At 43.8% G+C, this 26,418-nt stretch carries 23 protein-coding genes; all 23 read right to left on the bottom strand.

The window, feature by feature from the left end:
* Positions 1-75: 75 nt before the first annotated feature.
* Positions 76-2,691: an exo-rhamnogalacturonan lyase family protein gene (locus D2V05_RS08580; RefSeq protein ID WP_225604829.1), complete on the bottom strand. Its 2,616-nt coding sequence runs from the start codon at positions 2,689-2,691 to the stop codon at positions 76-78.
* A gap of 58 nt (positions 2,692-2,749) precedes the next feature.
* Positions 2,750-3,595, bottom strand: coding sequence for an ROK family protein (locus D2V05_RS08575; RefSeq protein ID WP_225604830.1), 846 nt, complete (start codon positions 3,593-3,595; stop codon positions 2,750-2,752).
* The gene (locus tag D2V05_RS08570; protein WP_036383526.1) at positions 3,592-4,854 is read right to left on the bottom strand and encodes an MFS transporter; all 1,263 of its coding nucleotides are present in this window, start codon (positions 4,852-4,854) and stop codon (positions 3,592-3,594) included. The genes D2V05_RS08575 and D2V05_RS08570 overlap by 4 nt, the downstream gene beginning before the upstream one ends.
* Positions 4,855-4,901: 47 nt before the next feature.
* Entirely contained in the window at positions 4,902-5,789 is an 888-nt protein-coding gene (locus tag D2V05_RS08565) for a PIG-L deacetylase family protein (protein WP_036383524.1), read from the bottom strand.
* 205 nt (positions 5,790-5,994) lie between these two features.
* Complete coding sequence (locus D2V05_RS08560; protein ID WP_036386573.1) at positions 5,995-7,374, bottom strand: RagB/SusD family nutrient uptake outer membrane protein; 1,380 nt, start codon at positions 7,372-7,374, stop codon at positions 5,995-5,997.
* Positions 7,375-7,391: 17 nt separating this feature from the next.
* Complete coding sequence (locus D2V05_RS08555) at positions 7,392-10,916, bottom strand: TonB-dependent receptor (protein WP_036383522.1); 3,525 nt, start codon at positions 10,914-10,916, stop codon at positions 7,392-7,394.
* A gap of 65 nt (positions 10,917-10,981) precedes the next feature.
* A complete protein-coding gene (locus tag D2V05_RS08550) occupies positions 10,982-12,160 on the bottom strand; it encodes a FecR family protein (protein WP_051947309.1) in 1,179 nt (392 codons plus the stop codon).
* A 155-nt stretch (positions 12,161-12,315) separates the two neighbouring features.
* Positions 12,316-12,870, bottom strand: a complete 555-nt coding sequence (locus D2V05_RS08545; protein ID WP_036383520.1) for an RNA polymerase sigma factor — start codon at positions 12,868-12,870, stop codon at positions 12,316-12,318.
* Between the two features lie 610 nt (positions 12,871-13,480).
* Positions 13,481-13,750 (bottom strand): DoxX family membrane protein, encoded by a 270-nt coding sequence (locus D2V05_RS08540; RefSeq protein WP_036383518.1) that lies wholly within the window; start codon positions 13,748-13,750, stop codon positions 13,481-13,483.
* Positions 13,751-13,775: 25 nt separating this feature from the next.
* The gene (locus tag D2V05_RS08535) at positions 13,776-13,985 is read right to left on the bottom strand and encodes a heavy-metal-associated domain-containing protein (RefSeq protein ID WP_051947607.1); all 210 of its coding nucleotides are present in this window, start codon (positions 13,983-13,985) and stop codon (positions 13,776-13,778) included.
* Between the two features lie 27 nt (positions 13,986-14,012).
* A complete protein-coding gene (locus D2V05_RS08530; RefSeq protein ID WP_119647235.1) occupies positions 14,013-16,271 on the bottom strand; it encodes a heavy metal translocating P-type ATPase in 2,259 nt (752 codons plus the stop codon).
* A gap of 297 nt (positions 16,272-16,568) precedes the next feature.
* Positions 16,569-16,907: a DUF305 domain-containing protein gene (locus D2V05_RS19825; RefSeq protein WP_234414759.1), complete on the bottom strand. Its 339-nt coding sequence runs from the start codon at positions 16,905-16,907 to the stop codon at positions 16,569-16,571.
* Positions 16,908-17,243: 336 nt separating this feature from the next.
* Positions 17,244-17,468, bottom strand: a complete 225-nt coding sequence (locus D2V05_RS08520; protein ID WP_036383512.1) for a heavy-metal-associated domain-containing protein — start codon at positions 17,466-17,468, stop codon at positions 17,244-17,246.
* A 203-nt stretch (positions 17,469-17,671) separates the two neighbouring features.
* Positions 17,672-18,259, bottom strand: coding sequence for a helix-turn-helix domain-containing protein (locus tag D2V05_RS08515; protein ID WP_036383511.1), 588 nt, complete (start codon positions 18,257-18,259; stop codon positions 17,672-17,674).
* Position 18,260: 1 nt separating this feature from the next.
* Positions 18,261-18,443: a hypothetical protein gene (locus D2V05_RS08510; RefSeq protein ID WP_072882342.1), complete on the bottom strand. Its 183-nt coding sequence runs from the start codon at positions 18,441-18,443 to the stop codon at positions 18,261-18,263.
* A gap of 77 nt (positions 18,444-18,520) precedes the next feature.
* Entirely contained in the window at positions 18,521-19,222 is a 702-nt protein-coding gene (locus D2V05_RS08505) for a PepSY domain-containing protein (RefSeq protein ID WP_119647234.1), read from the bottom strand.
* Positions 19,222-19,719 carry a YybH family protein gene (locus D2V05_RS08500; protein WP_072882341.1) on the bottom strand — a complete coding sequence of 166 codons (498 nt, stop codon included), beginning with the start codon at positions 19,717-19,719 and terminating at the stop codon, positions 19,222-19,224. The genes D2V05_RS08505 and D2V05_RS08500 overlap by 1 nt, the downstream gene beginning before the upstream one ends.
* A 31-nt stretch (positions 19,720-19,750) precedes the next feature.
* Positions 19,751-19,876 (bottom strand): hypothetical protein, encoded by a 126-nt coding sequence (locus D2V05_RS19890; protein ID WP_262706548.1) that lies wholly within the window; start codon positions 19,874-19,876, stop codon positions 19,751-19,753.
* A 182-nt stretch (positions 19,877-20,058) separates the two neighbouring features.
* Positions 20,059-20,517, bottom strand: a complete 459-nt coding sequence (locus D2V05_RS08495) for a heme-binding domain-containing protein (protein WP_036385864.1) — start codon at positions 20,515-20,517, stop codon at positions 20,059-20,061.
* Positions 20,518-21,147 (bottom strand): DUF3347 domain-containing protein, encoded by a 630-nt coding sequence (locus D2V05_RS08490; protein WP_119647252.1) that lies wholly within the window; start codon positions 21,145-21,147, stop codon positions 20,518-20,520.
* Positions 21,148-21,278: 131 nt separating this feature from the next.
* On the bottom strand, positions 21,279-22,586 hold the full coding sequence (locus D2V05_RS08485) for an APC family permease (RefSeq protein ID WP_036385867.1): 1,308 nt from the start codon (positions 22,584-22,586) through the stop codon (positions 21,279-21,281).
* Positions 22,587-25,043 carry a multicopper oxidase domain-containing protein gene (locus D2V05_RS08480; protein WP_036385870.1) on the bottom strand — a complete coding sequence of 819 codons (2,457 nt, stop codon included), beginning with the start codon at positions 25,041-25,043 and terminating at the stop codon, positions 22,587-22,589. It lies immediately after the preceding gene.
* Between the two features lie 25 nt (positions 25,044-25,068).
* Positions 25,069-26,418 (bottom strand): efflux RND transporter periplasmic adaptor subunit (locus D2V05_RS08475; protein WP_119647233.1); only part of this gene is annotated, 1,350 nt, incomplete at its 5' end.

The raw sequence follows: 26,418 nt of genomic DNA, 5'->3' as shown, positions 1-26,418 counted from the left end.
TGATTTGGTATGGTTATATAAAAAAGAGGCGTTGATCTATGATCGAACCGCCTCTTTTCGCAAAGATTACAAGATTTAATTCATATGTTCCTTGTCCATCCAGTACAACAGGTAAGGAATGTTATAGGCATGGGTCCATCCAAATACGCGAAGTCCTTGATTGGTTTCCCAATTGGTAAAGCTCTTTTTACTTTTTGGCAAATAGGAAATCTTGACCAGATCTTCGCTAAAAGCTTCCGCATTTTCATAGGACGCTGGTTCTTTGGGCAGTTCTCCGATCATTAGTACTTTGGCTCTCTCAAGAGCTTCATTCAGATACACTTTTTCCCCACTGAACTCATATCCTATCAACAATGGATATATGGTCGCCAAATATGATTCCATCTCATGGTTCAAGGGAGGCACATCCCTGACCCAGCGAGCATGTTTCAAAAGAGCTTGTCTCACGGTTTCATCACCGGTTATCTGTTGGTACTTATAAAGTCCTTGGGCAACATAGGTCTGACTATACCCATATCTATCCAAGAGTAGGTTTCCTCCCTGACGTTCCTGGAATTCCAACATTAACTTGACCCTATCGTCCAGTTCGTCCTTATACTTTTGGAGCTTGGTGGCATCGTACAGTTCAACAAGGTTTAAAACGGATAGATATAACCTTCTTCCCCTTAGATCATGCTCCCCCCATATTCTGTTGATATAAGTATCCCCAGTCATTCTGGCCACTTCGAGGGCCCTATGGTCGGCAGAAAGGTAATATGATGCAATCCAACCTTGTATCCATACATGGGCACTCAAAAGAGCATACCAGTGTTCATTGGCATGCCTTCTTCCTATGCCCAAATAGGGGGTGGACTTGGGTTCATCCTCATAGTTCCAGAAGTCTATGGCATCATTTATCTCCCCATAATAGGTTCTTTTTTTGGGCCAATGCACATTGTCCACATCCATGGTATGCCTACTCATGGCTTGGGCCAAATTATAATATTTGGAGTCTCCTGTCCGCATAAAGTTGGTCCAGAGCATGAAGTCCACTGTGGGTTCATTATTGGTCCATTGTACCCATTTTCCATTAAAGTAGTAACTTTTCCCATCCCCATAGTTGAAAATCCCATACCACGGCTCATGCTTTTGGTTATAGGCCCACCATTGGTATTTATATTGCAGGGCGTTCTCAAATTCCGGATGCTTGGATGAAAAAGGGGCCATATTACCGTATGCCTTGGATTGGGTATACCACTCAGGTGTGGCATGCGCCACTGGGTTTTCGATGATATAATCCATCTTTTTCCCTACTTTATCCATAGCATCGTTGTTGTGGAAGTAATAGACAAACTCTGTGGTCTTGGTAATCCCTTGGGCAAAATTGCCCAACATGCCCCCATCCGGTTCGGTATTATGTCTAGCAAAGTTCATGGGACCGTTTTCCTTGGGCCAAACACTGCCCAAAAGAGTTCCATTGGCAGGATCGACCTCAATCCCTTTGGGATATTCCTTCATAAAGTTTTTAATCCCAACGCCTACTCCTCGTTTTCCGTCGGTAACGTTGAGCCATCCTTTAGCCCTTTCCACTATTGCTTTACTTTCTTCCCCTTCTGAAACAGTGGCCCTAAATTCCAAAGCCGTATCGGGATTGTTCCCATCGTCCTCCTTTTTGAAACCGTTGAGGTACAAACTTCTTAAACTGGTGCTCTTTCTCCTTGCCGGGCCTTGTTGTAAAAGTTGAACTGGGGATTCCCCATTGGCAGCGATTTCCTCCAGAAAAGTATTGGCTTTGTCTTCTTTCCAGCTTCCTTCATATAGAGGCATTGAAACATTTACTTCATTATCCAGATGGTATTTAAGCTGAAGCCCACAGGCTGCAATTTGATCATTGGGCTGAGTCCAACCCATATCGTTCTCAGTGTTCTCCGTTACGATTATCTTATTTTGTGTGGCAATATTGGCATGTTCCCCTTCTTGTGGTTTATGTTTGTCCGGGATTCCTGTATAGGTCATGGTATGCAAAACTTTTATGTAGCTTTTTCCCGCATAGGCGTGCAACCAAATGGTAAAAGGGGACAGATTGTTATCCGATCTGCTATAGGTATAGGTTCCTTCTATCCGGAATATACTGTGCATCGGGCCAGATCCTTTCTCCCTGAACACCTCATTTATCACCGCTTTCGAAGTATCTATTCCGGCATCATCCAAAAGATCGAGAAAAGAACCCCTATTTTTTCCTGGTGAAGAAACAATGAGCTCCTCCTTATCAAACTTTCCATCTTTGTTGGAATCCAAAAACACTTCATCCAAAAAACCATTCCCTTTTTTATGTATGGAGAAGGACAAAGGCCCTGTATTCACCTCTATCCCACCTTGGGGCCGCATGTTGTTCATGGAAACAATCTTTTCTTTGGGAAGTATGGGTATTACAGAATCACCATATTCCAATATGTATTCTGAGTCTTTTTCGGAGAAAAAGAAAACCCATACCCATTTAACACTTTCGTCGGTTGGCCCCCAATTGCTCACTTCTGTGGTTTGACAAGGAATCTCAGTACCTCGGGATGTCAACAGACGTAGATGGTCCACCGAATGGAGTGTACCTTTTGGAAAAGGAATTCCAAGGGTTATTGGTGCACCTTCTTTATTGTTCTCTATGGTAATGTTGACCTGCTTGCCCTTTTCTGGGGTCCCACAGGATTTAAGCAAAAAACATGTAAGTAATATTAAAGCTAGTATTCTCATTTGTGCAATACGATTATACATTTTACAGACACAATGCAGCCGCGCCCAATATGGGAGCATCCATTAAGTCTGATGTTTCAATTTTTGTTTGTTCCAATTGTTTTTGATAAGCAAATGAAATTAAGGTTTCATGCATCGATTCTTTAAAAAACGCATATGCCTTGCTTATGGATCCGCCAAGGACTATGGCTTGGGGAGCATACATATAAAGAATGGCCTTGATGGCTTCTCCTAGATGAACTCCGTATTCCTTGTACGCCTGTAGAGCTAACTTATCTTTATCCATGGCCTTCCTGAATAAGGCTTTGGCCGACTCCCCGTATTTTTCATCAAAGAAAAAACTACCTGCATAATGCTCCATAATCCCATCCTTATAAGGAATCATACCTACTTCCCCCGCTCCGCACAGTACGCCATTGTATAGCTTTCCATCCACCAAAATGCCCATACCCAATCCTGTTCCCAATGAAAGCGCTACACAATTCGAATATCCCATGGCTTTCCCAAAATGCTTCTCGCCCAACGCGAAACAGTTGGCATCGTTGTTAATATGGACAGGCACATTGTACCGATCTTGAACTTTTCTTCTCAAAGGAACTTTTGTCCAAGATGGAATGTTTTGTACATCATATACCATTCCTGAATCTGGATCTACTACCGCGGGAACACCTATACCTATGGCTCGAATTGAATCAGTCATAAGCTCATCAATGGCCCCAAACACCTTATTGAGGGCAATTTCCTCTGAATCATCTCGATTTACTTCAATGAGATGGGTATCCACTATTCTGTTTCCCATCACCCTGCCCGATTTGATCTTAGTTCCACCTATATCAACCCCAAGAACCTCTGCTCCAATCCCTTTCACTGTTCCTTCTTTAAGCTTATCGTCTTATTATTTACCAAGGGTTTGGCCCAAAAGCCGATGGAAAGAATAAATGCCAAGGGCAGTATCAGAAAAAACATTCCAGATTTCAGGGTCAACATTTCACCCAGCCCCCCTACCATAAATGGAATGACCGCCCCACCTGCTATACCGGTACATAAAATTCCGGACAACGAACCATGGTGTTCCTTTACCGAGTTGAGCGCCAATGAAACTATAATGGAATACATTACCGAAATAAAGAATCCTACCATTGGAAAACCTATCAATGCCATTTGGGATGAGCCTGTCAAGGCCAAAATAAGACAGACTATGGTTATGGATGTTGCGAAAATCAACAGTTTCCGGCTATCCATAAACTTCAACAATAGAAGGCCCAGCAGACATCCTACCGTCAACATGGCCCAAAAATAGGATACAGTGTCAGCTCCTGTGGTTTGTGGGTCAAGTCCGTGGTATTCGGATAAGAATTGGGATATCCAATTTCCAACACCTTGTTCCGTACCCACATAACAAAACATCCCTATAAAATACAGTAAGGTCCATTTGTTTTTCAATAAATCCCAATAGGAGCTTTTGTCCCCTGCCCTTTCCTCCTCAGTCTTTTCAAACTTTGGATATTTGGTAAAAAAAACATAGAAAAACAACAAAAGGGATATTCCGGCAAACACAATATAGAGCGAGGCCCAAGGCAAATCCTCAGGCACCCATCCCCGCAACATGTCTGCAATCATATCGTTGGAAACCTCTTCCTTGTTCACCAAGTATTTATAGAGATAAGGACTTAAAAAAGACGCTGACCCAAACACCAATTGCGCCAGTACCGAGTTGAAGGCAAAATGTTCCTCACCTCCGGCCACGCGTAACATGGGATTAATAATGACCTGAAGGACCGCCATACAACAACCCAGTATAAATAGTGTAATACTGAACACGCTGTACTGTGGGGTAAGGGCAAAGCCCATAGAGGCAATGGCCATTACCAGAAAGGATACGGACAGTAAGGTCTTCTCACTAAACCTTTCGGAAAGGAACCCTGCAGGTATGGACATGATCCCATATGCGATAAAGAATGTAAATGGCAGTAGGCCTGTCAAAGTCAGACTTAGATCAAAACTACCCTTAACATCCACTATTATGGAGTTCAGTATGTTGGTGATGAAGGATATTACAAAGAATACGATCATTACCAACCCAATGATGTGAAAATATCTTTTGGTTGTGGCCTTGTTGTGCTCCATTTTTGGTTGGTTATTTTAATCTTGGGGTTCCAAATATTGGTCCACTCCTATTCTGTACCCAGCATGGGGAACAATTCCTTGATTTCTTCTTCGGTCGGTTGTTTTCCATACTCGCAAATCTCAAAGAACTCCACCTGCTTTACTTTGGAGACATCCACGTTGGGATACCACTTCTTTACGACTTCCAAAGTGCCGGCATCGGGTTTTCTGTTCATCCATCTGTCCTTCAGCCATGCCAGTCTTTCCTTTTCTCCTTTGGGAATGGTGGCAAGGTCCATTCCATTGGTCCATGGCAACCATTCGAACATTTGTGAATCGTGGGCCGCCAAACCTTTGACTTTGGTATCGATCACATCATCCACTATCACCGCAATGTCTTTTTGGAATGGGTATGGCTTTTTAAAGTGGTCGCTCATGTATAGAAAAACTGGATTCTTTTTAAGGGGTGGTGTGTCCGGAGCTACGTTGGGCACAATGTTCATGTAGGCTGCATCTTGTACAACGGAACCTGCATTTCTATGATCGGGATGATAATCATTGGGTCTCAACCCTAAAACGATATCAGCGTTCCAGCCACGTATTCTTCGGATTACCTCCAGTCGAACGTTCAAAGTGGGAAACAGCTCCCCATCATGGTTATCCAGAACTTCGTATTCCGCAATACCCAAAGCTTTGGCCGCATCCTTGGCCTCTTGTCTGCGCTTTTTGGCCAATGGCCCTCCTCCCATGCTTTGGTGGCCTGCGTCTCCGTTGGTCAACGCCAAAAATTTCACATTGTGGCCCATTTTTGCAAAGAGTGCTGCAGTACCCCCGAATTTTGAGTCACAGTCATCAGGGTGTGCCCCAATGGCTATAATATTGAGTACTTTTTTTTCTTGTGCCTGGATGGTTGCAAAGGCAAAGCAAAGGCAAATTGCCATCATTAATTTTCTCATCGTATAATCTATATTAGGTTCCTTAAAAATTTAATAATTGTGATTTTGGTCGATTCTTTTAAAGCAACTTTATGAAACGGACCCCTGTCCTTTTTGACAATGGCACCCATAGCATCATAAGTAGGGATTCATGGTCTTTTGGGGCGCTACCAATCAAACTAACTTAAATAATGAAAACACATTATAACGTAATCAAAGTCATTGCTTAGTTCTGTACAAAATTTGGGTTAATGTCCATCTCACGTTGTGGGATATAGAAAAACTCCCTTGTCCCGGTGATGAAGGGTTCAGCATCCTGGATTTTATCCACCATACCAAAGCGTTTTAAATCTGGCCATCTATGGTTCTCAAAAGCAAGCTCCACTCTTCTTTCCTGCAATAGTTTTTCTTCGAAGGTTCCTGGAGTGGAGGCATCAATATCGGGAAGATTTACCCTATTCCTAATCTCATTGATCAAATCATAGCTTTCGGGTGTTTCCCCCAATGCTTCGGCCAGCATAAGAAGTACATCTGCATATCTAAAAACCACAAAGTTGGTATCGGAATCGTTTTCAATTGCCAAATCAGATCGGTACTTTTTGATGTACCTAGCTTCTATGGTCTCTCCTTCCAAATCCACATAAGAATCCCCCATCGATATATCATACCGAAGGTCACCGTCCTCATATGCCTCCAACATGGAAACCGTAGGTCGGTTTCGCCCAAATCCTGAGCCTGTTTGCAAATCGGTACTGGGTGAAAAATCGTTGGTAAAAAGGCTTCCTTGTCCAATCCCCCCACTGATGTATTGCACCTCAAAAATGGATTCCGCATTGTTCTCATTGGCCACACCCCATAAATCGGCATAGTCTGGAAGCAGTTCATATCCATAATTGGCTATGATTCTCCGAAGTACCGTTTCAGCAGCAGAATCTTCACCCAAGGTCAGCAATACCTTGGCCAAAAGAGTAGCAGCCGCTCCCTTTGTTGCTTTTCCCACTTCACTGCCCGAGTAAGAAACCGGTAAGGCATCTTCGGCCGCGGTCAGGTCCGTGACCAATTGTCCCAAAATCGTGTTTTGGTCGACCTGTGTCAGCTCTTCCCCAGAGATATATGGTGTAAGCTGTAAAGGGATGTTTCCAAAACCGATGGCCATATGATAGTACACCAATGATCTAATGAACAGTGCTTCTCCTGTGACCCTGTTCTTTAGGGAGGCATCCATTTCCACATTAGGTATCCGTTCCAAAATCACGTTGCAATTGGCAATCACCTTGTACGATTCACTCCATGCGGAAGTAATCTGCTCGTTCAACGCATCTTCGGTAAAGGAATTGATTTCGGTGTATTGACGTGCCAACCCTGTGGCATCCGGACCTTGATCGGTATTATCGCTTCGCATCTCGAACATGGTCCAATACCCCCTTCCATAAATTCCTGTGCTTTGAAGCCCTGAATAACTTGCATTGATGGCCACTTCAAAATCATCCGCAGAATTATAGAAATCGGCTTCATTCCTATTGGATACTGGTGCAAGGTCGGTAAAGTCTTCACTACATCCGGCGAATAGAACCGTGCATAGTATTATATATAGAACTCGTTTCATGTTTTCCATTTTTTAGGTTAGAACTTTAAGTTTACTCCTAGGGTAAAGGATTTGGTCAATGGAAATGCTCCATAATCCTCGCCCGGGGTTAAACTGTTCGTGGTAATACTACTCACCTCTGGGTTGTAACCAAGGTAATCGGTAATCGTAAAAAGATTTGTTCCCGTAACATAGAACCTAAGTTTCTGGATGTTGCTTCCAAAAAGATTATTGGTTGGCAATGTATAACCCAAGGTCACATTCCTCAATCGGATATACGACCCATCCTCTACTTGGAAAGAAGACGGTCTGTTGTTATTTCCATGATTTCCAGATTCTCTGTCCGCCCGTGGAATCGACCCGTTCCCAGGGTCGGAAGGCGACCTCCATCGTTCATTGAAAATGGCATAGGAATTAAAATTGGCCTCCCCGTTCTTCATATGTCTTGAGGTAAGGTTCAAGATCTCATTCCCTTCGACTCCTTGGATCAAGAAGCTCAAATCTATGTTCTTGTACTTGAACCTATTGTTTACCCCCCAGGTAAAATCCGGAAAATAACTCCCGGTAACCGTTCTATCATCTGGAGTGATCTCTCCGTCCCCATCAATGTCCTTGAACTTGAAATCACCGACACCTGGATCAGGAGCCTGGGTATCCAGGGGAGCACTATCTATTTCTGCCTGTGATTGGTATATACCGTCCACTACATATCCGTAATAGCTTCCTATCGGGTCTCCTACCCTTGTTACGTGGCGTACACCGGCACTACCTGAAGAATAAATGGGTTCGTTTCCTTCATTGAGCGAAAGCACTTCATTCTTATTGGTTGAAAAATTGATATCCGTATTCCACGTAAAATCTCCTACAAAATTCTTGGTGCTCAACGCAATCTCAAATCCCCTGTTTTGTACTTCACCAAGATTTCTCAACGTAGTTTCAAACCCAGATACCGAGGAAATGGCAACATTCAACAACAAATCTCTGGTTTTTGTATCGTAGTAATCGGCCAAAAGAAAAACTCGATTGTTGAACAATCCCAGTTCAATACCTGCATCAATCTGTTCCGATTTCTCCCAAGTCAGATTGGGATTGGGAATGGTACTCTGGACCAAACCGTTGATTTCATTTCCTCCCAAGTTATAGTTTTGGGGGGATAATAGGCCAACGGCCCCATAATTGGGAATCTCAAAGTTACCCGTCTGCCCCCAACTCAATCTAAGTTTTAGCTCGGAAACGGTTTCTGACCCGACCAAGAACGATTCTTCGTTCAATCGCCATCCAACCGAGAAAGAAGGAAAATATCCCGTTTGGTTATTCTTTCCGAATCTGGATGATTTATCGGAACGAATCGTACCGGTAAACAAATACTTGTCCTTGTAACTGTAGTTGACCCTGAATAGAGAGGACAATAACGACCACTGTTCCTTTACAGAGGTGCCACCAAACACCTGTCCCCCACTGATGGTGGGAACCAAATCATCCGGATAGTTGTTGGCCAATACCTGTTTCAATGTCAAATTGTCCTTTTGGGCGGTATATCCCAAAACAGCATCCAAGTAATGGTCTCCAAATTCCTTTTTCCAATTGAGGGTATTCTCCCAAAGCCAATTGGTCTCTGTGGAAGATGATGCCTGTCCATACGGGTTACCATCCGCCGAATTTCTGTACAACAATGTGTTGGCACGGTAAAAATCCTGATTGTACAAATTAATGTATGCCCCTCCGAAGGTCTTAAAACTCAACTCCGGTAAAATATCGTAAGTCAATGCAAGGCTTCCCCTTGTCTGAAATTGGAATATTTGGTCATCCACGGCTTCGATGATTGCCAAAGGATTACTTGCCGTTGTGGTCCCACCTCCCAAATAGGATTGGTTGTTCAGTTGGTTTATGGTACCGTCAGGATTGTATGGACTCACTGTTGGAGAATGCACTATGGCTGAATAGACGATACCTGGAGGCGTGGCAAAATAAGGTGAAGATGCCGGTACCCGTTGGTTTTCGGTAACGGTCGGGGCCAATCTTACATCCAAGTTCAACTTTTTGGCAAGTTGGGAATTTAGGTTCAGCAGTACGGAGTACCGCTCAAACTTCGCCTTATCTATAACCCCGGTTTGGGAAAAATAGCCCGTGGATACATAAAAACTTGTCTTGTTCCTTACCGGTGATGCGTATGAAAAATTGTAACTCTGAACTATCCCGGTCTTAAAGATAAGGTCTTGCCAATCAGTATCCGTACCATCCCAGTTAACAAAGGATTCCGGTAGTTCGTAGTTGGCATTCCCTCTATCTCCGGGTCCTATGGGATCATTGATGGAAGCTCCATCAACAGAGGCCAGATAATTGTTGTTCCTGGCATCCGTAGTATAGTCTATCAATTCTTGGGCATTCATCAAATCCAACTTATTGGCAACGGACTGTATGCTCACATAAGAATCAAAAGAAAATACTCCTTCTTCAGAGTTGGACCCTTTCTTGGTGGTGATCAAAAGAACCCCATTACCTCCCCTAGATCCATAAATAGCTGCGGCACTTGCATCCTTGAGTACTTGAATGGATTCAATATCATTTGGATTTAGCGTAGCCAATGGATTAATGGTCGGGGGTTGGAACGTAGCCCTTCTATTGGCAACACCTCCCAACTGACTTGATGAGGTAAGGTTACGCGAAATAGGGATTCCGTCCACAACAAACAATGGGTCGTTTCCCGCAGAAATAGAACCTGAACCACGCACCCTAATGTTAGGGGCCGCTCCTGGTTCACCGGAGACTTCCTGTACCTGCACACCGGAAACTTGGCCGATCAGGGCACCTTCCGGGGTCAGTGCGGGAACCTCAACAATGGTTTCTGGGGTAATGGAGACTACAGAACCTGTCACCTTGGTTTTGGCCAATGTTCCATACCCCACTACCACAACTTCTTCAAGGGCAGCGGCATCCTGTTCCATGGAAACCGTGATGGAGGTCTGTCCTGCCACATTCACTTCTTTGGGTCTATACCCAATATAGGTTACTTGGATTTCGGTAACACCTGCTGGCAATGTAATGGTAAATTTCCCGTCAAAATCGGTAGTTGTACCCACTGTGGTCCCTTTGGCCACAATACTTGCCCCCGGCAAGGGCATACCTGCTTCGTCCAGAACCGTACCCGAAAGGTTGGACTGCGGCTTTGGTGCATCAATTCTTTTCTGGGGAACTAAATTGGGCAGTGGCCCCTTGTCTTTGTGCTTCACCACAATTTGCCTTGCGATCACCTCAAAGTACAGGTCCGTATCCTTGAAAAGTTCTTTCATGAAATCTTCAACACAAAGGTCTTTGCGGGATATGGATACCTTATGGTTCAGGTCAACATCGGAAGCTTCATAGAAAAACTTGTATCCGGTTGATTCTGTAATCATTTCAAATACATCCCCTAGCTTCGTATTCTCAAAGCTTATGGCAACAATATCCTCTTGCGTACATGATGCCGCTTTCAAATGGCCGAATATAAACAGTAAGAAAAAACAGCATAATATTCTTCTACCGACCTTTGGCGACAAAGCATGGATAGTTTTGGTTTTTTTCATAATTCTTTTAGTCTAGTTAGTTAAGTATTCGTTTTTTGGTCTACTGGTTCTTCAAATCATAAGCACTATTGTTTGTTAGGTTCTTTTATTGTTATTGTTTTTCCTTCTTTTTGATAGCTGAAGCGGGTATGGGTCTGAATTGTTTTCAAAACCCGGTCTATGTCCTCCACATCGAACATTCCCGTGAATCTTCGCTCACCCAATTCTTCAAATTGGTTTATAATCCGTATGTTATACTGACGCTCCAGCTTTTTTATAATGTTGGACATCGCCTCGTTTTCAAAGGTCAATATGCCTTTGGTCCACGACACATATGAAGAAACATCCACATCTTCCACAACAAAACCACTCTCCACATCAAGTAGCTTTGAAGCTTTTTGTGAGGGCTTTAGCATTTGTGGGGTTTTGGAGGTATTTACATCAACTTCCCCAACTCCTACCGAGCCTTCTACCAAAACCACTTCCGCCACTCCATCCTCTGTATAAGCGGATACATTGAACACTGTACCATACACTTGGGTATATATTGTATTGGTTTTGACAAAAAACGGTTGTTCCGGGTTCTTGGCCACTTCAAAAAAGGCTTCTCCCTGCAAATACACCTCTCTTTTGTCCTTCCCGGAAAAACTAGCCGGATAGCTCAATGTAGACCCCGAATTCAACATGACCACGGTACCATCTTGTAGGGTTACCGAGAGCTTTTTCCCATAAGGGATCTTCAGTACATTGTTTTTTTCCACTTTCTTCCCTTTGGTTCCATTCTTTTGGGTGAGTACTCCTTCTACCAAAGAAAAAACAGTATTTCCCTTTTTGCTTTTAATCGTTCCATTGGCACTTGGGTCTAGATTCAACACTTCACCATTCTCCAATTGCAACGTTATCATATTTAAGTCCACTCGAGGAGTCATATCCTCTTGCGGAGTACTGTATAGCAATGCAAACAAGGATGTGGATACAATTACCACTATGGCAGCCGCATATTTCCACATATCTCCGCGTACCAACAATGACCTTACCTTTTTGGAGTCATTCTCTTTTATGGTTTCCAAGAAATTTTTGAAGGCTTCCTCAGACTTCCAAGATCTGTTCTGATAATTTATCAGGAAATCTGCCTGAACATACTTTTTGAACACTTCTTGGTTGTTCCCCTTTTTTACCCACTCATACAACATTGACAATTCTTCTTGGGTAGCTTCCTGGTTGATGTATCTTGTAATAGTTCTTCTTATATCGAACTTGGTCATCGGTGAAAATTTATCTCTTTTATAAAACAGACGCAGTTTTTCAAAAAACCCTTACCTGAATTTATTTTTTTAACACAAAAATTATGGAGTATGCTTTTTTTGCCCTGAAACTTTAGAAGGAACAATTCAGGGAAAATGAACCTACAGAGAGGTTTTTAGAAGAAAATGGTCAGTTGGGCCCTAAGTCTTTTCAGTGCTTTGCCCATATGCACTTCAACAGTTTTGATGGATATATCAAGTCTCTCGGAGATCTCTTGGTATTTAAGGCCTTCCTTTTTACTCATTATAAAGACCCGCTTACACTGTTCGGGGAGGTTTTCTATTTCGGTCTCCACTCTTTTCAATCGTTCCTCAAAAAGTGAAGCATCGGTATCTGCAACTTCCAGATACGCTTCTTGTTTGAGACTCTCCAACAACTCAAATTCCTTTTTCTTTTTCCGTTTTGAGTCTATAAAGAGGTGGTAGGCTATTTTGAAGATGTAATGCTTTAGTTTGTTTTCTTGGACAACCAACCGTTCCCTGTTGTCCCATAACCTAATAAAAGTTTGTTGGGCTATATCTTCGGCGACCCTTGTACTGCCAGAGACCACCGTCATGTAATTGCACAGTTCTCTATGGTATATCCCAAAAAGGTATCCATAGGCTTCTTGGCAGCCTTCTTTCAGCTGCTCAACAAGAAGATGTTCATCACTGTATTTTTTTTGGTCCATATATTTTCGTCTTGGTCATTCAGCGCGCGACCATTGGGAATACTTCCATTGTATCACCAATACCTGTCTCACGCTCTTAACGTAGCGGTAGTTCAAGCAAAGTGGCATGAACTACCTTTATCTCAAACGAAAAAGTGCCGTTACATAAAAATCCCCCAATACAATCTTGGGCTATTTTTAATAAAGGGAAGCTGTATAAGCTCCTTATTTCAATTCTTTGATCTGAAGTGACCAATAGAATAAATACCAAAAAACGTTAACAAATTATAAAAAAATCTTTAAATGATTTGTTTTTTAAAAAAATATGAAGAGGAGCTTTGATTCCCCTATTACCCATTTCACCAATTAGCTTACTGTAACCCTATACCGAAAGCATTGGAATTGTAGATGAACTAAATCCTACTATTGTGTTTGGATGTACAACTCCGGAATAAGATTGATCATGGCTTACACACATCGGTTTCCTAAAGGGAGTTCAGCTTGATTTTTAACACGACCTATATCGTCATGTGTGCAAGTTATGAGATAGGGACGAAGCAATTACGGCCGTGTCTTCTAAAGAGGTTTGGGATATGGCAACCCCAATGGTTATAAAATATCAATAAAAAGGCTATATATCAACCTTAAAGTTAAAACCAAGGATTCCAAAAGCAATGGAGACCATGACCGATAGTGCAACGATTATCCATCTTCCAATAATCGAGCATATTCCGGATATAAGTTCGACAACACCTACCATGGACATTATAAATTCATTGGTCAGCAGCCCATGGCAAGCGAACACAAATTCTTTGATCATCACTTGGTTGTGCGGAAGAAGTTCAAAAAACATATCCAACCCGAATAGGATTAAGGTAACCCCCAATCCTATTCGAACCATTTAATATATTCTTCTGGACATTCCTTTATTTCTTGGTCAAATGATATCCAGCCGATTCAACAGCAGAAGTGATTTCCTCTTCCGTAGCACTTGTAGTCTGTACGGTCAACAATTTGTCTTGGGAGGCAAAGTCAACAGACCAATCGGTCACGCCATCCACCTTATCCAAAAATGGTTTTACGGTATTGGCACACCCACTGCACTTAATATTTGATTTGAATTGTAATGTACTCATGTTCATCGATTTTAAATTAGAAAATTACTATAGTTTAATCGTTTTAAGCCTCAAACTGTTCAATACGACCGATACACTGCTAAAAGCCATAGCGGCACCAGCTATCATCGGATCTAACAAAAATCCATTGATCGGATACAGCAGCCCTGCAGCTATAGGAATTCCAATGATATTGTATATAAAGGCCCAAAAAAGATTTTGCCTTATACCTATAACGGTCTTATGGGAGAGCTTCAACGCTTTGGGAATGGCATTTAAATCAGAGGTGATCAAGGTCATTTTCGCGACATCCATGGCAATGTCGGACCCTTTGCCCATCGCGATACTGACATCTGCTTGGGCAAGTGCCTGCGAATCATTGATACCATCGCCCACCATGGCGACCACCTTTCCACTTTCTTGAAGCCTTTTCACAAAATCAGCTTTCTCTGATGGGAGTACTTCGGCTTCATAGCTTTTGATACCCACCTGTTGTGATACGGCTTCGGCGGTCATCTTGTTATCACCGGTCATCATGTAAACTTCCATACCATTCCCCTGCATTTCCCGTATGGCTTCCTTTGAGGATTCCTTTATACTATCCATAATGGTCAAAATCGCCTTCACCTTGCCTCCACCGCCAAAGTATATGACCGTTTTGGCCTCCTGCTCTAACCCTTCGACCATGTGCCCCAGGTTGTCATCCATGGCGATTCCTTTTTCGACCATCAACTTATGATTGCCCACAAGGTATAGGGTTCCATCCAATGCCTCAGCGCGAACACCTTTTCCTGTAATACTATTGAAGTTCAAAATTTCGACCGGATTTACCTTTCTATTTTTTAAAAAGGAGACCACGGCTTCAGCCAAGGGATGTTCGGACTGTCCTTCCATGGCATATAAAATTTGCTCCAGGGCCCTGTGATCGGTCACATGGTCCGCAAAGACCATATCGGTCACCACAGGCTTTCCTTCAGTTATGGTACCCGTTTTATCCAGGACAATGGCATTCACTTTGTAACCCAACTCCAGGCTTTCCGCATCTTTGATGAGAATATTGTGGTCGGCCCCCTTGCCGATTCCCACCATGATGGCCGTGGGGGTTGCCAAACCCAGCGCACAGGGACAAGCTATTACCAATACGGCAACTGCGGTCAACAGTGCATGGGTAAAAGCGTCCTCACCTCCCAGGAACATCCAGGTGATAAATGTCACCAGTGAAATCGTCATTACCACGGGAACAAAAATACCGGCAATCCTGTCCACCAATTTTTGTACGGGCGCCTTGCTCCCCTGTGCTTCCTGCACCATCTTGATGATCTGGGACAAAAGGGTCTCCCCTCCCACCCGGTCAGCTACAAACTGAAAGCTTCCTTTTTGGTTTACGGTACCGGCAAAAACTTTTTCATCCTTTGTCTTTTCTACAGGGACGGGTTCGCCCGTGATCATACTTTCATCAACATAGGAACTTCCTTTGGACACCGTTCCATCCACAGGGATTTTCTCTCCCGGTCTGACCAAAATCGTTTGACCTACCTTGACCGAAGAAATAGGGATTTCCCTTTCCTCCCCATCTGCTATCACCTTTAAGGTCTTGGGCTGCAACCCTATCAATTTCTTTATGGCGGAGGATGTATTTGATTTCGCCTTTTCTTCCAATAATTTCCCCAATGAAATAAAGGTGATGATCACTGTGGCCGCCTCATAATATACATGGGGTTCCATGCCTTTACTGAGCCAAAATTCAGGAAAAAAGGTATTGAATGCACTGAACAAAAAGGCAATGCCCGTACTGAGTGCGACCAAGGTATCCATATTGGCCTTACCGAATCTGGCCTGTTTGAGGGCATTTATGAAAAAACTTCGGCCAAACCAGAACAGGATAGGAACGGCAAGTACCAACGAAATCCACCTACCCAGGACCCAATCCATAAAAAACATCCCCAGAAGGAAAATGGGAAGTGTCAAAATAGCGGACCAAAGGGTTCGCTTTTTTATGGATACATAATGCTTTTTCGAAAGCTCTTCCTGTACTTCGGTAGGATCCTCGGCATCCACAATTATATCATAACCGATTTGACGTACCGCATTTTGAAGATCGCTTAGGTCCATAGCACTGTCATACTCCACAAGGACCGTACTATTGGCAAAGTTGACACTGGCATTGTAGACCCCTTCCGTATGGCCCAGCATGGATTCCACGCTGGATGCACAGGCAGCACAGGTCATTCCAGTGACCGGGAAAGATTTTTTTGACACCGTCTTCGCTTTCCTTTCGGTGTCCTCAATAATATCGATTGCATCCATTTTCTACTCCGATTTGTATGGTACAAATTTCAGAATAGACCTAAAATGCACTGTTACGTTATTTACTGAAAGAGTTGTAGAATTTTCCGAAAAATCAACCTTTACCTTTCTTCGTCAAGTACTTAACCTTAATTGGTGAGTGGTTTTTAGAATTCGGCAACATCTATGAGATCAGGTTCGCCCACGTCAATCTTTTTTGGAGAATTTGCCCCGATCAGTTTAGAATATATTCGATAGGACAAACCATTGTAGTGAACTTGGGGCAAAACGAAAGCATTGGTAGTAAGTAATCGCCTCTCATTCGGCCAGATTCTTTGTTTCTTCGCTAAGCGATCCCTCGAATTTAGGAATAGGCCGCTTTTCTTTCCCAGCTTCGGTTTCCACTATTCCATTTTCCTTGATGTCGTTTATCAACCATTGCATTTCCATTATCTCCCTGCGTTGTGCCTTGATAATTTCATTGGCAAGCTCCCGTACCCTGACATCTTTTATTTGAGAACGTTCACTGGTCAAAATAGCAATGGAATGATGGGGTATCATTCCTTCCATGTAGTCGACCCCTGATACGGTAACCTGACTCCTGACCAGCCATATCCCACCTGCAATCAACAAAACACCCAAGGCTAATATTGACATGTTCTTGCGTCGGTCTTTATACATCTGTAGCATATATAGCAGCATAATAATGATCATCGATCCCCCCATGATCAAAGTCATGAAAAATCTAGTCTCACTATACCAAAAGTGATCAATGATTTGATATGAGTGGGTGTACATTAAAAAAAACATGGCGACCATTGAAGTACCAATCATCGCAAAAAACTTTAAATAATTATTGGATTTCCTTTGACTATCTTCCATTGTGCAAATTTTATCTGGTTATTGTGATTATTCCTTGACTTTCGAGTATTGTATTGTTCCATTCCAATTATAGGCCTGACAATTTACCTGTCCCAGTTATCGTATATCGGTTTAATTGGCTTTGTTCATCGCTTGTATTTTATATTGACCCCCCTTATTTTCCAATGCCTTTTGTAGATTTTCAAGGGGGACCTCAAATTGCGACTCCACTGTAGCTTCTGCGTTTTTTAGATTGACCGCTACATCGGCTACACCGGCCACATTGAAAAGAGCTTCTTCAACGTGCCCCCTACAGCCATCACAAGTCATTCCTTCTATTTGGTATCTTCTTTTCATGTTGTGATCATTTTTTATTTTAACAATTTTACACCTAGAATCAACAATGTTGGTTCCAACACGTATGGGAAAAGTAACATTTTCTGTATAGGGGCGTTGTTTGAAAAAAACAAACCTTGACCCATTTGCGAAGAAAGGTGTTTTTTAAATAGCGTTTAGGAGGCTGGTTCCTTGGGAAGGTATTGCGCCCTTAATGGTTGAGGTTAAATATCATCAAGCGATATTCTATTTTGAATGGCACTTTTCTTAAATTGTGTAGGTGTCATTCCAGTTACTTTTTTAAATTGGTTGCTTAAATAGGCAACGCTGCTATAGTCCAATTGAAACGCTATTTCCTTTAAGCCCAATTCGTCATAAACAAGAAACTCTTTGATCTTTTCAATCTTTTGGTTGATGATATATTGCTCCAAGGTAATGCTTTCCACCGCGGAAAACAGCGAACTAAGATACTTATAGTCAAGATGCAATCCATCGGAAAGGTATTCGGGCCATTTGACCTTTTCCATGGGTCCGGTGTAATGTATCGCCTCAATCACTAGGTTTTTGATCTGTTCTATCAACTGACCCTTACGATCGTTGATGATCGTAAATCCAATTTTCTCAAGTCGTTCGTTGAGACCTTCCCGTTTTTCAGGCGTGATTTTCCCATTGAGGGTGATTTCACCCAACGACACATTCATATAGGGAATGCCCTCATCGTCCAAAATACCTTTGACGGCCATGATGCATCTCGGACAGACCATGTTTTTGATGTACAACACATCTTTCGATTTACTGGACCCAACTTCCATATCATGCAGTGAATTTCCACAGGGCCTTCAAAAAAATGACGACCACTGCCAATATAACGATCAATATCAAGGCCAATATGCCAAGGATTTTCATTCTTTTTTCCTTTCTATTCTTGGCCGGGTCCCGTTTCCTTTTCGCCAGCCCCCTTTTTTTCTTTCGTCTTTGCCTCCTAAGTTCGCTCATTTTTCCAAAAATGATTCAACTGGTTCAATGGTCAACTATTTGCTCCTCACAGGAGTCCTTTGCCAAATAAGTTTGAACTATCGCCTTTTCCATAATTTTCTGATTGTTGGCGAGCTGACATACCACAACAAGAATCCGCTCAAAACGGTAATCAATCCCATCAGGGAAAAAATCCGTAAAACCATGGTGTTAAAATCGTCCCGTCCCTCATAGTCCATGGTATGGGTCATCCACAAAAAATCGAACCATCTCCAGGACCGATGTCTTACATGTTGAAACGACCCATCGGTCTCTGAGACATACGCTTTAAGGTTTTCATCCGTTTCATAGGTGATCACATAGGCCGGTAATGGACGTCCACGATACTCGTGCTGCCCACCTGTTTGGGTGAGTCTTTCAACACTTTTGACCTTAAGTTCGGGCAACATATAGTGTGAAGCAACGGCCAAGGCCTGTTGTTCATCGATACCCTTTTTGATCTCCCCCGTTTGTGCATCCATCAAAACCCCACCATTGATCCAATAATAGGGACTCCCCCCTATATTTCTCATTTCCAAAGATTTGATTTTAACGTTCCCGTGTCCATTGGGAGCAATTAAATTCCCAAATTCTGACTGGTCCGGATGCTCCTTGATGAATTGATCTCCATGGATCTCGTCAATGTCCGTCCAACTAAAATATAGTCCACTGATGGTCCACATTAGGAACTGGATCCCAATAAATAGGCCAAGATATCTATGTATCTTTCTGACCTTCATCGATGTTTTTCTTCCGACCATTAGTTCTTCCCGTTGTTCCGTGAGGAGTTATGCATCTTTACAATTTTCCAATCCCCATCCGTTTTTTTAAGGATGGTGGTGGCAACCCCTTTTCTGCTGATCGTTTTGCCCTCACCTCCATTTTCCGATTTTAGGCCAATGGTATAGACATAGCTTTCCGTAGTAAAGGCAAAGGGTAGCTCCACCTTCACTTCAATGGTATAATCCGAGAACCTAAAACTGTTGAAATGTCCAAGTTCTGGACCTATATGATGGTCGTGATAATGTTGATAGGTGCCTTCCACGCCCCCGGATTCAAAAACTTCGGAATCTTCCGCAAAAAGCTCCAAGGTACCTTCCGTGGTCAAGTTTTGCAGTGCTTCTTTATAGCTTTCCAATATCCTCAGCACAGCGGCCCTGTCCTGGTCTAGGTTTTCCTTGTTAGGGTTTGTTTGGCCAAAGCTTGTCCCTGTGAGAAATACGGCCATTAGAAAAATCTGTAAAGTAATACGTTTCATTGGTTTGTTTTAGCATTGTTTAGGTTAGTATTTATTGTATGATAAAGGCTCCCAGGGCAATCGAAATGACGATCCCATACAGGATATGGGCCAACCATTTTTTTAAAATGGCCTTTTTCGACTGGACAGGTCCATTGTCACGACAACAATCTTTCATCTTCTTTTCCATTAGTGCCTGACAAGGGAAGGGAACGATTAACTAACTAACTCACCAACCAATCAACTTTGGGTGTTCCCCTCCCTTTCAGGACTTTATTTCCTTATTCATAGTAACCGGACATGACCAACAACAATAGCAATATCGTTTGTCCCGGTTTTAGGGTGATTTCCATGTCATTTTCAATTATCCAATTCTTCCATTAGATCATTTACCAAGGTCAATATCCGTTCTTTCTCTTCCACCGATAATTTTGCATCCTTATGGATCAGGGTATAGGAAGATAGGGGCATCTTATCGTCTTCGATCTGACTTGCGATGGACTTTAGTTTGCTCCTTTTTCTTCGATCCGAATAGTCGCCCCATTCATTGAAATTGAGTTCTTCCTTTCCCTCTTTTATGTGTTCTTCCAAAAACCAGGCGATGGGTTGGACCTTATTGTACCACGGGTATTGGGTGTTGTTACTGTGGCAATCATAGCAAGATACCCGCAAATCGTGTTCGATATCCTTGGCAACCTGGTTCACCGACATGAAGTCCGTATCGGGAACCACATCGCTCAAGTTGGGATCTGTGGGCACAAACTGGATGCCCACAAATCCCAACAGCACTACCAATACTATGATTTTCAGTACTTTCATTTAATTGATTTCCTTTTGCACCTTACCACAGGTCAACATCTTACTTCCAAAAAATGGATTCTGGATTTCGCTGCTTGCGCTGAGCCACGTTCCTCCTTGGTTGTTGTTGTACATGGGGCAGAATTGTTGGTACAAGGTTTTGGAAGTCCCGGTTATGGCAATAAAATCGACCATATCCTTGCCCAGTCCCTCAAAGTGTTCCCGTTGGTGACCGATATCACTTTTGGCGATATGCTCCCCATGTTCCTTGGCCACTTCAATGATATCGGACAGCTCCTTCTGTTGCTGTTCATCGTATCCGCTGATATCAAAGCTGCCCAAGGCACTGGCCAAGGCTTGGCCCGATTTGGCCGCTTCATCCTTATTGTCCGCCACCAGGGCATCCTTCAGTTGGAGGTAGCTATCGATCACAGATGTGCCCTGTGCATCGGACGAACCCATATCATGGTCCATGGTCCCGTGGTCCATTTCCCCCGCAGAGCTCTCATGGTGATGGCCCTCTTCCGTTCCCATCTCCATATGGGCTCCTTCCTTGTCATTTGTTTCCTTCTTACCGTCCTTACAGGAAATCACGGTAATGGTCAAAAGCGCAATGGCAATTGTACTTAATGTAACTGTTGTTCTTTTCATTGTAATTGATTTTAAGATTAATTCCTCATTTTGATTGCCCAGGGTCGGCATATTTGTATTATCCCCCATTATTGTTGCTATTTTAATTTTTTCATCTAATTTTCCATTTCTCCCACGCAGGCACTCTACCCTTATTCTTCCTCGACCGTACGCTTTTTCCCCAAAAACAATCGTTCCCCGAAAAAAATAAGCACCATCAATACCAGGGCAACAATGACCACCAAAAGATCACTACCGGCCTTTGACCAAATAAAGGCGCCCAACACCAGTACATCCAGCACAAGGGCCGTAATGAGGATAATGGGATTTGCACCGATTTCCTTTCGTAGATTGTTTAGGACCCCCCAATGGATCCCGATATCCATGATCAAATAAAAGATGGCCCCCAATGCAGCGATCCGGCTCAGATCGAACAACATGGTGAGCCCTATGGCAATCACCACGGTATACACCAACATATGTTTCTGTATGTCCCCGGGAATCCCAAAATGTCGATGTGGTATCAATTCCTTTTCAGTGAGCATGGTGGTCATCCGGGAAACGGCAAAAATGCTGGCAACGACCCCGGAAACGGTGGATATGATCGCCAGACCAACGGTGAACCAGACCCCATATTTTCCAAAAGCGGGTCTGGATGCCTCGGCCAGCGAATAGTCCTTGGCCGCAATGATTTCCTGGATGGAAAGATTGGAAGAGACCGCAAATGCCACCATGAGATAGACCAGGGTACATATCACCAAAGAAATGACAATGGCCCGTCCCACGTTACGTTTGGGATCGACGATCTCATCCCCACTATTGGTAATGGTGGTAAAACCCTTATAGGCCAATATCGACAGTGCCAATGCCCCCAAATAATCCACCAGGGAATGCTCGGTCAAGGACTGGGAAGGAACGACCTGATCAAAGGTAAATCCAGCTGCCCAAAGGCCACCAATGGCAAAAACCGCTATCCCGCCGATTTTTAGTATGGCCATGACCAAGGACGATCCCCCGATAGCTTTGTTTCCCATCACATTGACAATAAAGGCTGTGATCAACAACAATACCCCAAGGATCGGGGGCCAGAATCCTTTCGACTCCACATCAAAAAGCTCCAATACGTAGGTCCCGAACGTCCGGGCCACCAAACTCTCATTGATGACCATGGAAAGGGCCATCAGCAGTGCACCGGTAGCGGTCCAGGCCGTTTTACCGTAAACCTTTTTGAGGTACATGCCAATGCCCCCGGCAGAGGGGTAGGTATTGGACATTTTGACATAGGTGTAGGAACTGAAACCTGAGATGACTGCCCCGATTAAAAAAGCAAAGGGAAACCATTGGCCGGAGAGTTCGGCAACCTGACCCAAGAGCGCAAAAATTCCCGCACCGATCATCACACCGGTTCCCAAAGCAATGGTATTGGTCAGACTCAGGCTATTTTTTTTGTATTCTGCCATTTAAAAACGGGCTAGCAGGCCTCCGCCCCAACCATATCGGTTGTTGTAATTGGCCTGGATTGAAAAATTACGTGAAAGGATATAGGAGGCCCCTACCAGCCATTGGGTCTCACTTTCATAGGATGAATTCCCCAAATCGTTGACCCATCCAAAATCGGCCCGAAATTCATATTCCCCCTCGAGGAAAATCCTGGGAAAAAGCAATAGTTCCCTATCCAACCTTATTCTTGGACGCAGCTGGTGGTCCATACTCACATCCATATTAAAGCGGTATGGGGTAAAATACTTGACCCCTATCAGTCCCACTGTATTGAAACGGTCATAGGAATCAGGGATGGAGGTTTCCGTGTTTACCCCTGCATAGACCCGTACCCAGTCATTGAGATACCTGTTATAATTGACTTCCACCTCGGCATTTTGGTCGTAGTCAAATTCTGCCCGTACCCCAAATTCATTCCTGATATTACTTGAAACAAGGAAGAGTTCATTAAAATTGGAACCCAATCTGGCAGCACCCCAAGCATAATAATGGTCAGTTTCATCTACCAACTTTTGAACAGGAAAATCCTTCATCCTCAGATCCCTTGGGGTATCATAACTGAAAACCCTGGCCATGCCCCCCATCATGTGGTAGAGGATATGACAGTGGAAAAACCAATCCCCGTACTCTTCATTATAAAATTCGATGACCACTTTCTGCATGGGCGGCACATTGACCGTATGTTTCAAGGGTGACTTTTCACCATTCTCATTGATGACCCTGAAATAATGCCCATGGAGGTGCATCGGATGGTGCATCATGGTCAGGTTGTTGAGGGTGATCCGGGTTACTTCCCCACCTTTGATCTTGATCTTATCGGTTTCTGAAAGTGGCACACCGTTCATACTCCAGATATACCGTTGCATATTTCCCGTCAGGTTCAACAGAATGTCATTGACGGGCAGATCGGCATTATAGGTAGTACTTTCCTTTGCTTTTAAGAAGTCATAGTTGAAATACGTTTTACGGGTATCGTAATCAAAAGCTGAAGTGTCTTTCTGCATCATTGGCATAGTCTGAACCATAGGGTTTTCCATCTTGTCCTTATGTCCGGTGGATTTCATTGACGTTGAATCCTTTTCCATTCCTGCCATATCCCCCATCTTTTTATCCATCTCCATGTGCCTATGATCTTCATTCGCATTCATAGGCCTTTTATCATCCATCTTCGCAATGGGTTTATCCTTTTGACCGCTCATTTCGGTCTTATCCATCGACATCCCATTGTGCATACCCATATCCATGCTGCCATCCTTCATGTCCATCTGCATCCCATACTTTTGCATCAAATATTCGGGTGTATTTTTCTTCTTGTTGCCGGCCATTGCCGGAGCTCCCATTTTCATGTCCATTTGGGCCATTTGTTTCATCATCGCCACTTTGTCGGGCCTATCGATGGTCGTTGCGGGAAAAAGCGTTCCCTGCCCTAAATGCAACGAGGTATGCCCGGAGCCGTCCTGTGCCGTGGCCGTTACCTCCAAAGTGCCTTCAGGAACGGTCACGATGACATCATAGGTCTCGGCAATGCCAAAAAGAAAACGACTTTTGGAAACAGGCTCCACATCGACACCATCCCCGGAAACCACCATGGGGTTACCGCCACCGAAATCCATCCAATAATAGGTGGAGGCAGAGGCATTGACGAACCGGAGCCGCACTTTTTCCCCTGGTTTGAAATCAGGGTATTCGGCCAATGTTTTCCCATTGGTCAAAAATGCGGGGTAGTAGATATCCGCAATATCCGCTCCTTCCATACGATCTCGCCAAAATTTGAGTTGTGCACCTAGTGCACCTTCCTTGATGACCCTGCTCAAGGGCACCGCGGTCCCTTTTTTGACCTGGTACCACTCGTTTCCCCGTTTAAGGTTTCGGAGCACGTTCATGGCCTTTTCGTTCGTCCAATCGGAGAGCACCACGACCAAATCCTTATCGTAGTCCAACGTCTTTTCCTTGGGATGGATCAGTATCGAGCCATACACCCCCTTTTGCTCTTGCAGCATGGTGTGGGAATGGTACCAATAGGTACCTGATTGGTTGATCGGAATCCGATATTGGAAAGTTGTGCCAGGTTCTATGGGCGGTGTGGTCAAATAGGGAACCCCGTCATAAAAATTGGGCAAGATCAATCCATGCCAGTGTACGGAGGTTTCCACATCCATCTTATTGGTCACGTTGATCAGGGCGAAGTCACCCTCGTTGAATTCCAAGACCGGTCCCGGAATACTCCCATTGATGGTCATTGCATCGGCAGTGACCCCACCGAGGGTCAATTTGTTCTGTTCCAGTACAAGATTGTATTCCCGAACGGGTCTACCTTCCTCTTTTCTGTCCTCACCATTTGTCCCCACTTGCCCAAAAACATGGGTCGTCAAGGCAGTTAGGACAAAAAACAAGATTTTAGATTTCAATATTTTCATCATTCATTCATTTACATTTGTTCAATTACATTTCATCGGTGATTTCACCGCAGGTCAACATAGCCTCTCCGAAATAGGGATTTTTGATCTCTTTGGTCGTACTCAACCAATAGGCACCTTTGTTGTTATCGGCCATCGGGCAAAACTGTTCGTATATCTTTTGATCGACCCCAAAAAGCTTGACACCTTTGGATAGATGGGCGGACAGATGTTTAAAATGATCGCGTTGGGCTTTGATATCCGATATCTTTGAAATGGAATTCGCCGAATTGGAGATTTCCTTCGATATCGTCATCCAATGGCCGTGCGCCTTTTTGTCCGTCAATTGTTTCATATCCACATGTTCCAAGGCCGACAACACTTTTTTTGCAGCGGCATTGGACTTGGCGGCATTATCATTGACAAGCGCATCCTTTAACTCCAAGTAGGCGCTCAACACCTGTTTTAATTGGTTTTTAAAAGTCGCTGTCGCCGTCATTCGCTGGTTCATATCAGAATGGTCTGTTTTGTTTTCCAAGCCGGGATCCCCCATATCCATTTCCGAATGATCGCTACCGCCTGTACCCTTGTCATCCCCCATCTTCATGCCTCCGTGGTTATGTCCCGTCATGGCGGGCCCACCTTCAGGATTCATCATGCTCGGTTTCCCGGCCAATTGGGCCGCCGCGTCGATACTAAAGGTCCCGTTTACCGCGATCTCATCCCCTTCTTGCAGCCCCTCCTTGACAATGAAACCATTTCCCAACGATGGTCCCAAGGTGACATCGCGCAACACAAAATTCACCCCATTGGACGTGGTATTCTTGATGTATACCACAGAACGTTCCCCGGTCCACATCACTGCCGACTTAGGAATGGTTATCGCTTCTGATGCAATGGGCTGTTTTGCTTTTACGGTTCCGGAAGCGAACATTTCCGGCTTTAACCTTAAACCGGCGTTCCCGATCTCGATTCTGGCCTTGGCAACCCTAGTCATGGGATTGATCACCGGGTCGATATAGGAAATCCTGCCTTTGAAGTTTTCGCCCGGGAGCGAGGGTATGGTAAAGACCACTTCATCGCCTTTTCTTACCCAGGGCATGTCGGACTCATAAATATCGAACAGTACCCAAACGCTGTTCAGGTTGGCAATTTGATATAATGCCTTGCCCTTGTTGACATAGTCGCCAAGGTTTACCATTTTTTCGGTAACGTAGCCTGAAACATCGGCATGTATCGGCAATTCCTCCTTAACGGTCCCGGATTGAAGTATCTGTGCGATTTGGTTGTCGGAAAGCTTCCAGTTTTTTAATTTTTCCTTGGCGGCATTAAAAAACTGCGGTTGGGTGTCCGCCACCTTTCTTGCTTCAAAAAGTTCCTCTTGTGCAGTGACCAG

The organism is Flagellimonas pelagia, assembly GCF_003584135.1.
In the GTDB taxonomy this organism is placed as follows: domain Bacteria; phylum Bacteroidota; class Bacteroidia; order Flavobacteriales; family Flavobacteriaceae; genus Flagellimonas; species Flagellimonas pelagia.
This window is presented reverse-complemented; position numbering and strand designations above follow the sequence as displayed.

Coding starts and splice junctions, on each gene's coding strand:
- D2V05_RS08570 (WP_036383526.1), bottom strand. CDS start 4,854: ATGGAGCACAACAAGGCCACAACCAAAAGATATTTTCACATCATTGGG.
- D2V05_RS08565 (WP_036383524.1), bottom strand. CDS start 5,789: ATGAGAAAATTAATGATGGCAATTTGCCTTTGCTTTGCCTTTGCAACC.
- D2V05_RS08560 (WP_036386573.1), bottom strand. CDS start 7,374: ATGAAACGAGTTCTATATATAATACTATGCACGGTTCTATTCGCCGGA.
- D2V05_RS08555 (WP_036383522.1), bottom strand. CDS start 10,916: ATGAAAAAAACCAAAACTATCCATGCTTTGTCGCCAAAGGTCGGTAGA.
- D2V05_RS08550 (WP_051947309.1), bottom strand. CDS start 12,160: ATGACCAAGTTCGATATAAGAAGAACTATTACAAGATACATCAACCAG.
- D2V05_RS08545 (WP_036383520.1), bottom strand. CDS start 12,870: ATGGACCAAAAAAAATACAGTGATGAACATCTTCTTGTTGAGCAGCTG.
- D2V05_RS08540 (WP_036383518.1), bottom strand. CDS start 13,750: ATGGTTCGAATAGGATTGGGGGTTACCTTAATCCTATTCGGGTTGGAT.
- D2V05_RS08535 (WP_051947607.1), bottom strand. CDS start 13,985: ATGAGTACATTACAATTCAAATCAAATATTAAGTGCAGTGGGTGTGCC.
- D2V05_RS08530 (WP_119647235.1), bottom strand. CDS start 16,271: ATGGATGCAATCGATATTATTGAGGACACCGAAAGGAAAGCGAAGACG.
- D2V05_RS19825 (WP_234414759.1), bottom strand. CDS start 16,907: ATGTCAATATTAGCCTTGGGTGTTTTGTTGATTGCAGGTGGGATATGG.
- D2V05_RS08520 (WP_036383512.1), bottom strand. CDS start 17,468: ATGAAAAGAAGATACCAAATAGAAGGAATGACTTGTGATGGCTGTAGG.
- D2V05_RS08515 (WP_036383511.1), bottom strand. CDS start 18,259: ATGGAAGTTGGGTCCAGTAAATCGAAAGATGTGTTGTACATCAAAAAC.
- D2V05_RS08510 (WP_072882342.1), bottom strand. CDS start 18,443: ATGAGCGAACTTAGGAGGCAAAGACGAAAGAAAAAAAGGGGGCTGGCG.
- D2V05_RS08505 (WP_119647234.1), bottom strand. CDS start 19,222: ATGGTCGGAAGAAAAACATCGATGAAGGTCAGAAAGATACATAGATAT.
- D2V05_RS08500 (WP_072882341.1), bottom strand. CDS start 19,719: ATGAAACGTATTACTTTACAGATTTTTCTAATGGCCGTATTTCTCACA.
- D2V05_RS19890 (WP_262706548.1), bottom strand. CDS start 19,876: ATGAAAGATTGTTGTCGTGACAATGGACCTGTCCAGTCGAAAAAGGCC.
- D2V05_RS08495 (WP_036385864.1), bottom strand. CDS start 20,517: ATGAAAGTACTGAAAATCATAGTATTGGTAGTGCTGTTGGGATTTGTG.
- D2V05_RS08490 (WP_119647252.1), bottom strand. CDS start 21,147: ATGAAAAGAACAACAGTTACATTAAGTACAATTGCCATTGCGCTTTTG.
- D2V05_RS08485 (WP_036385867.1), bottom strand. CDS start 22,586: ATGGCAGAATACAAAAAAAATAGCCTGAGTCTGACCAATACCATTGCT.
- D2V05_RS08480 (WP_036385870.1), bottom strand. CDS start 25,043: ATGAAAATATTGAAATCTAAAATCTTGTTTTTTGTCCTAACTGCCTTG.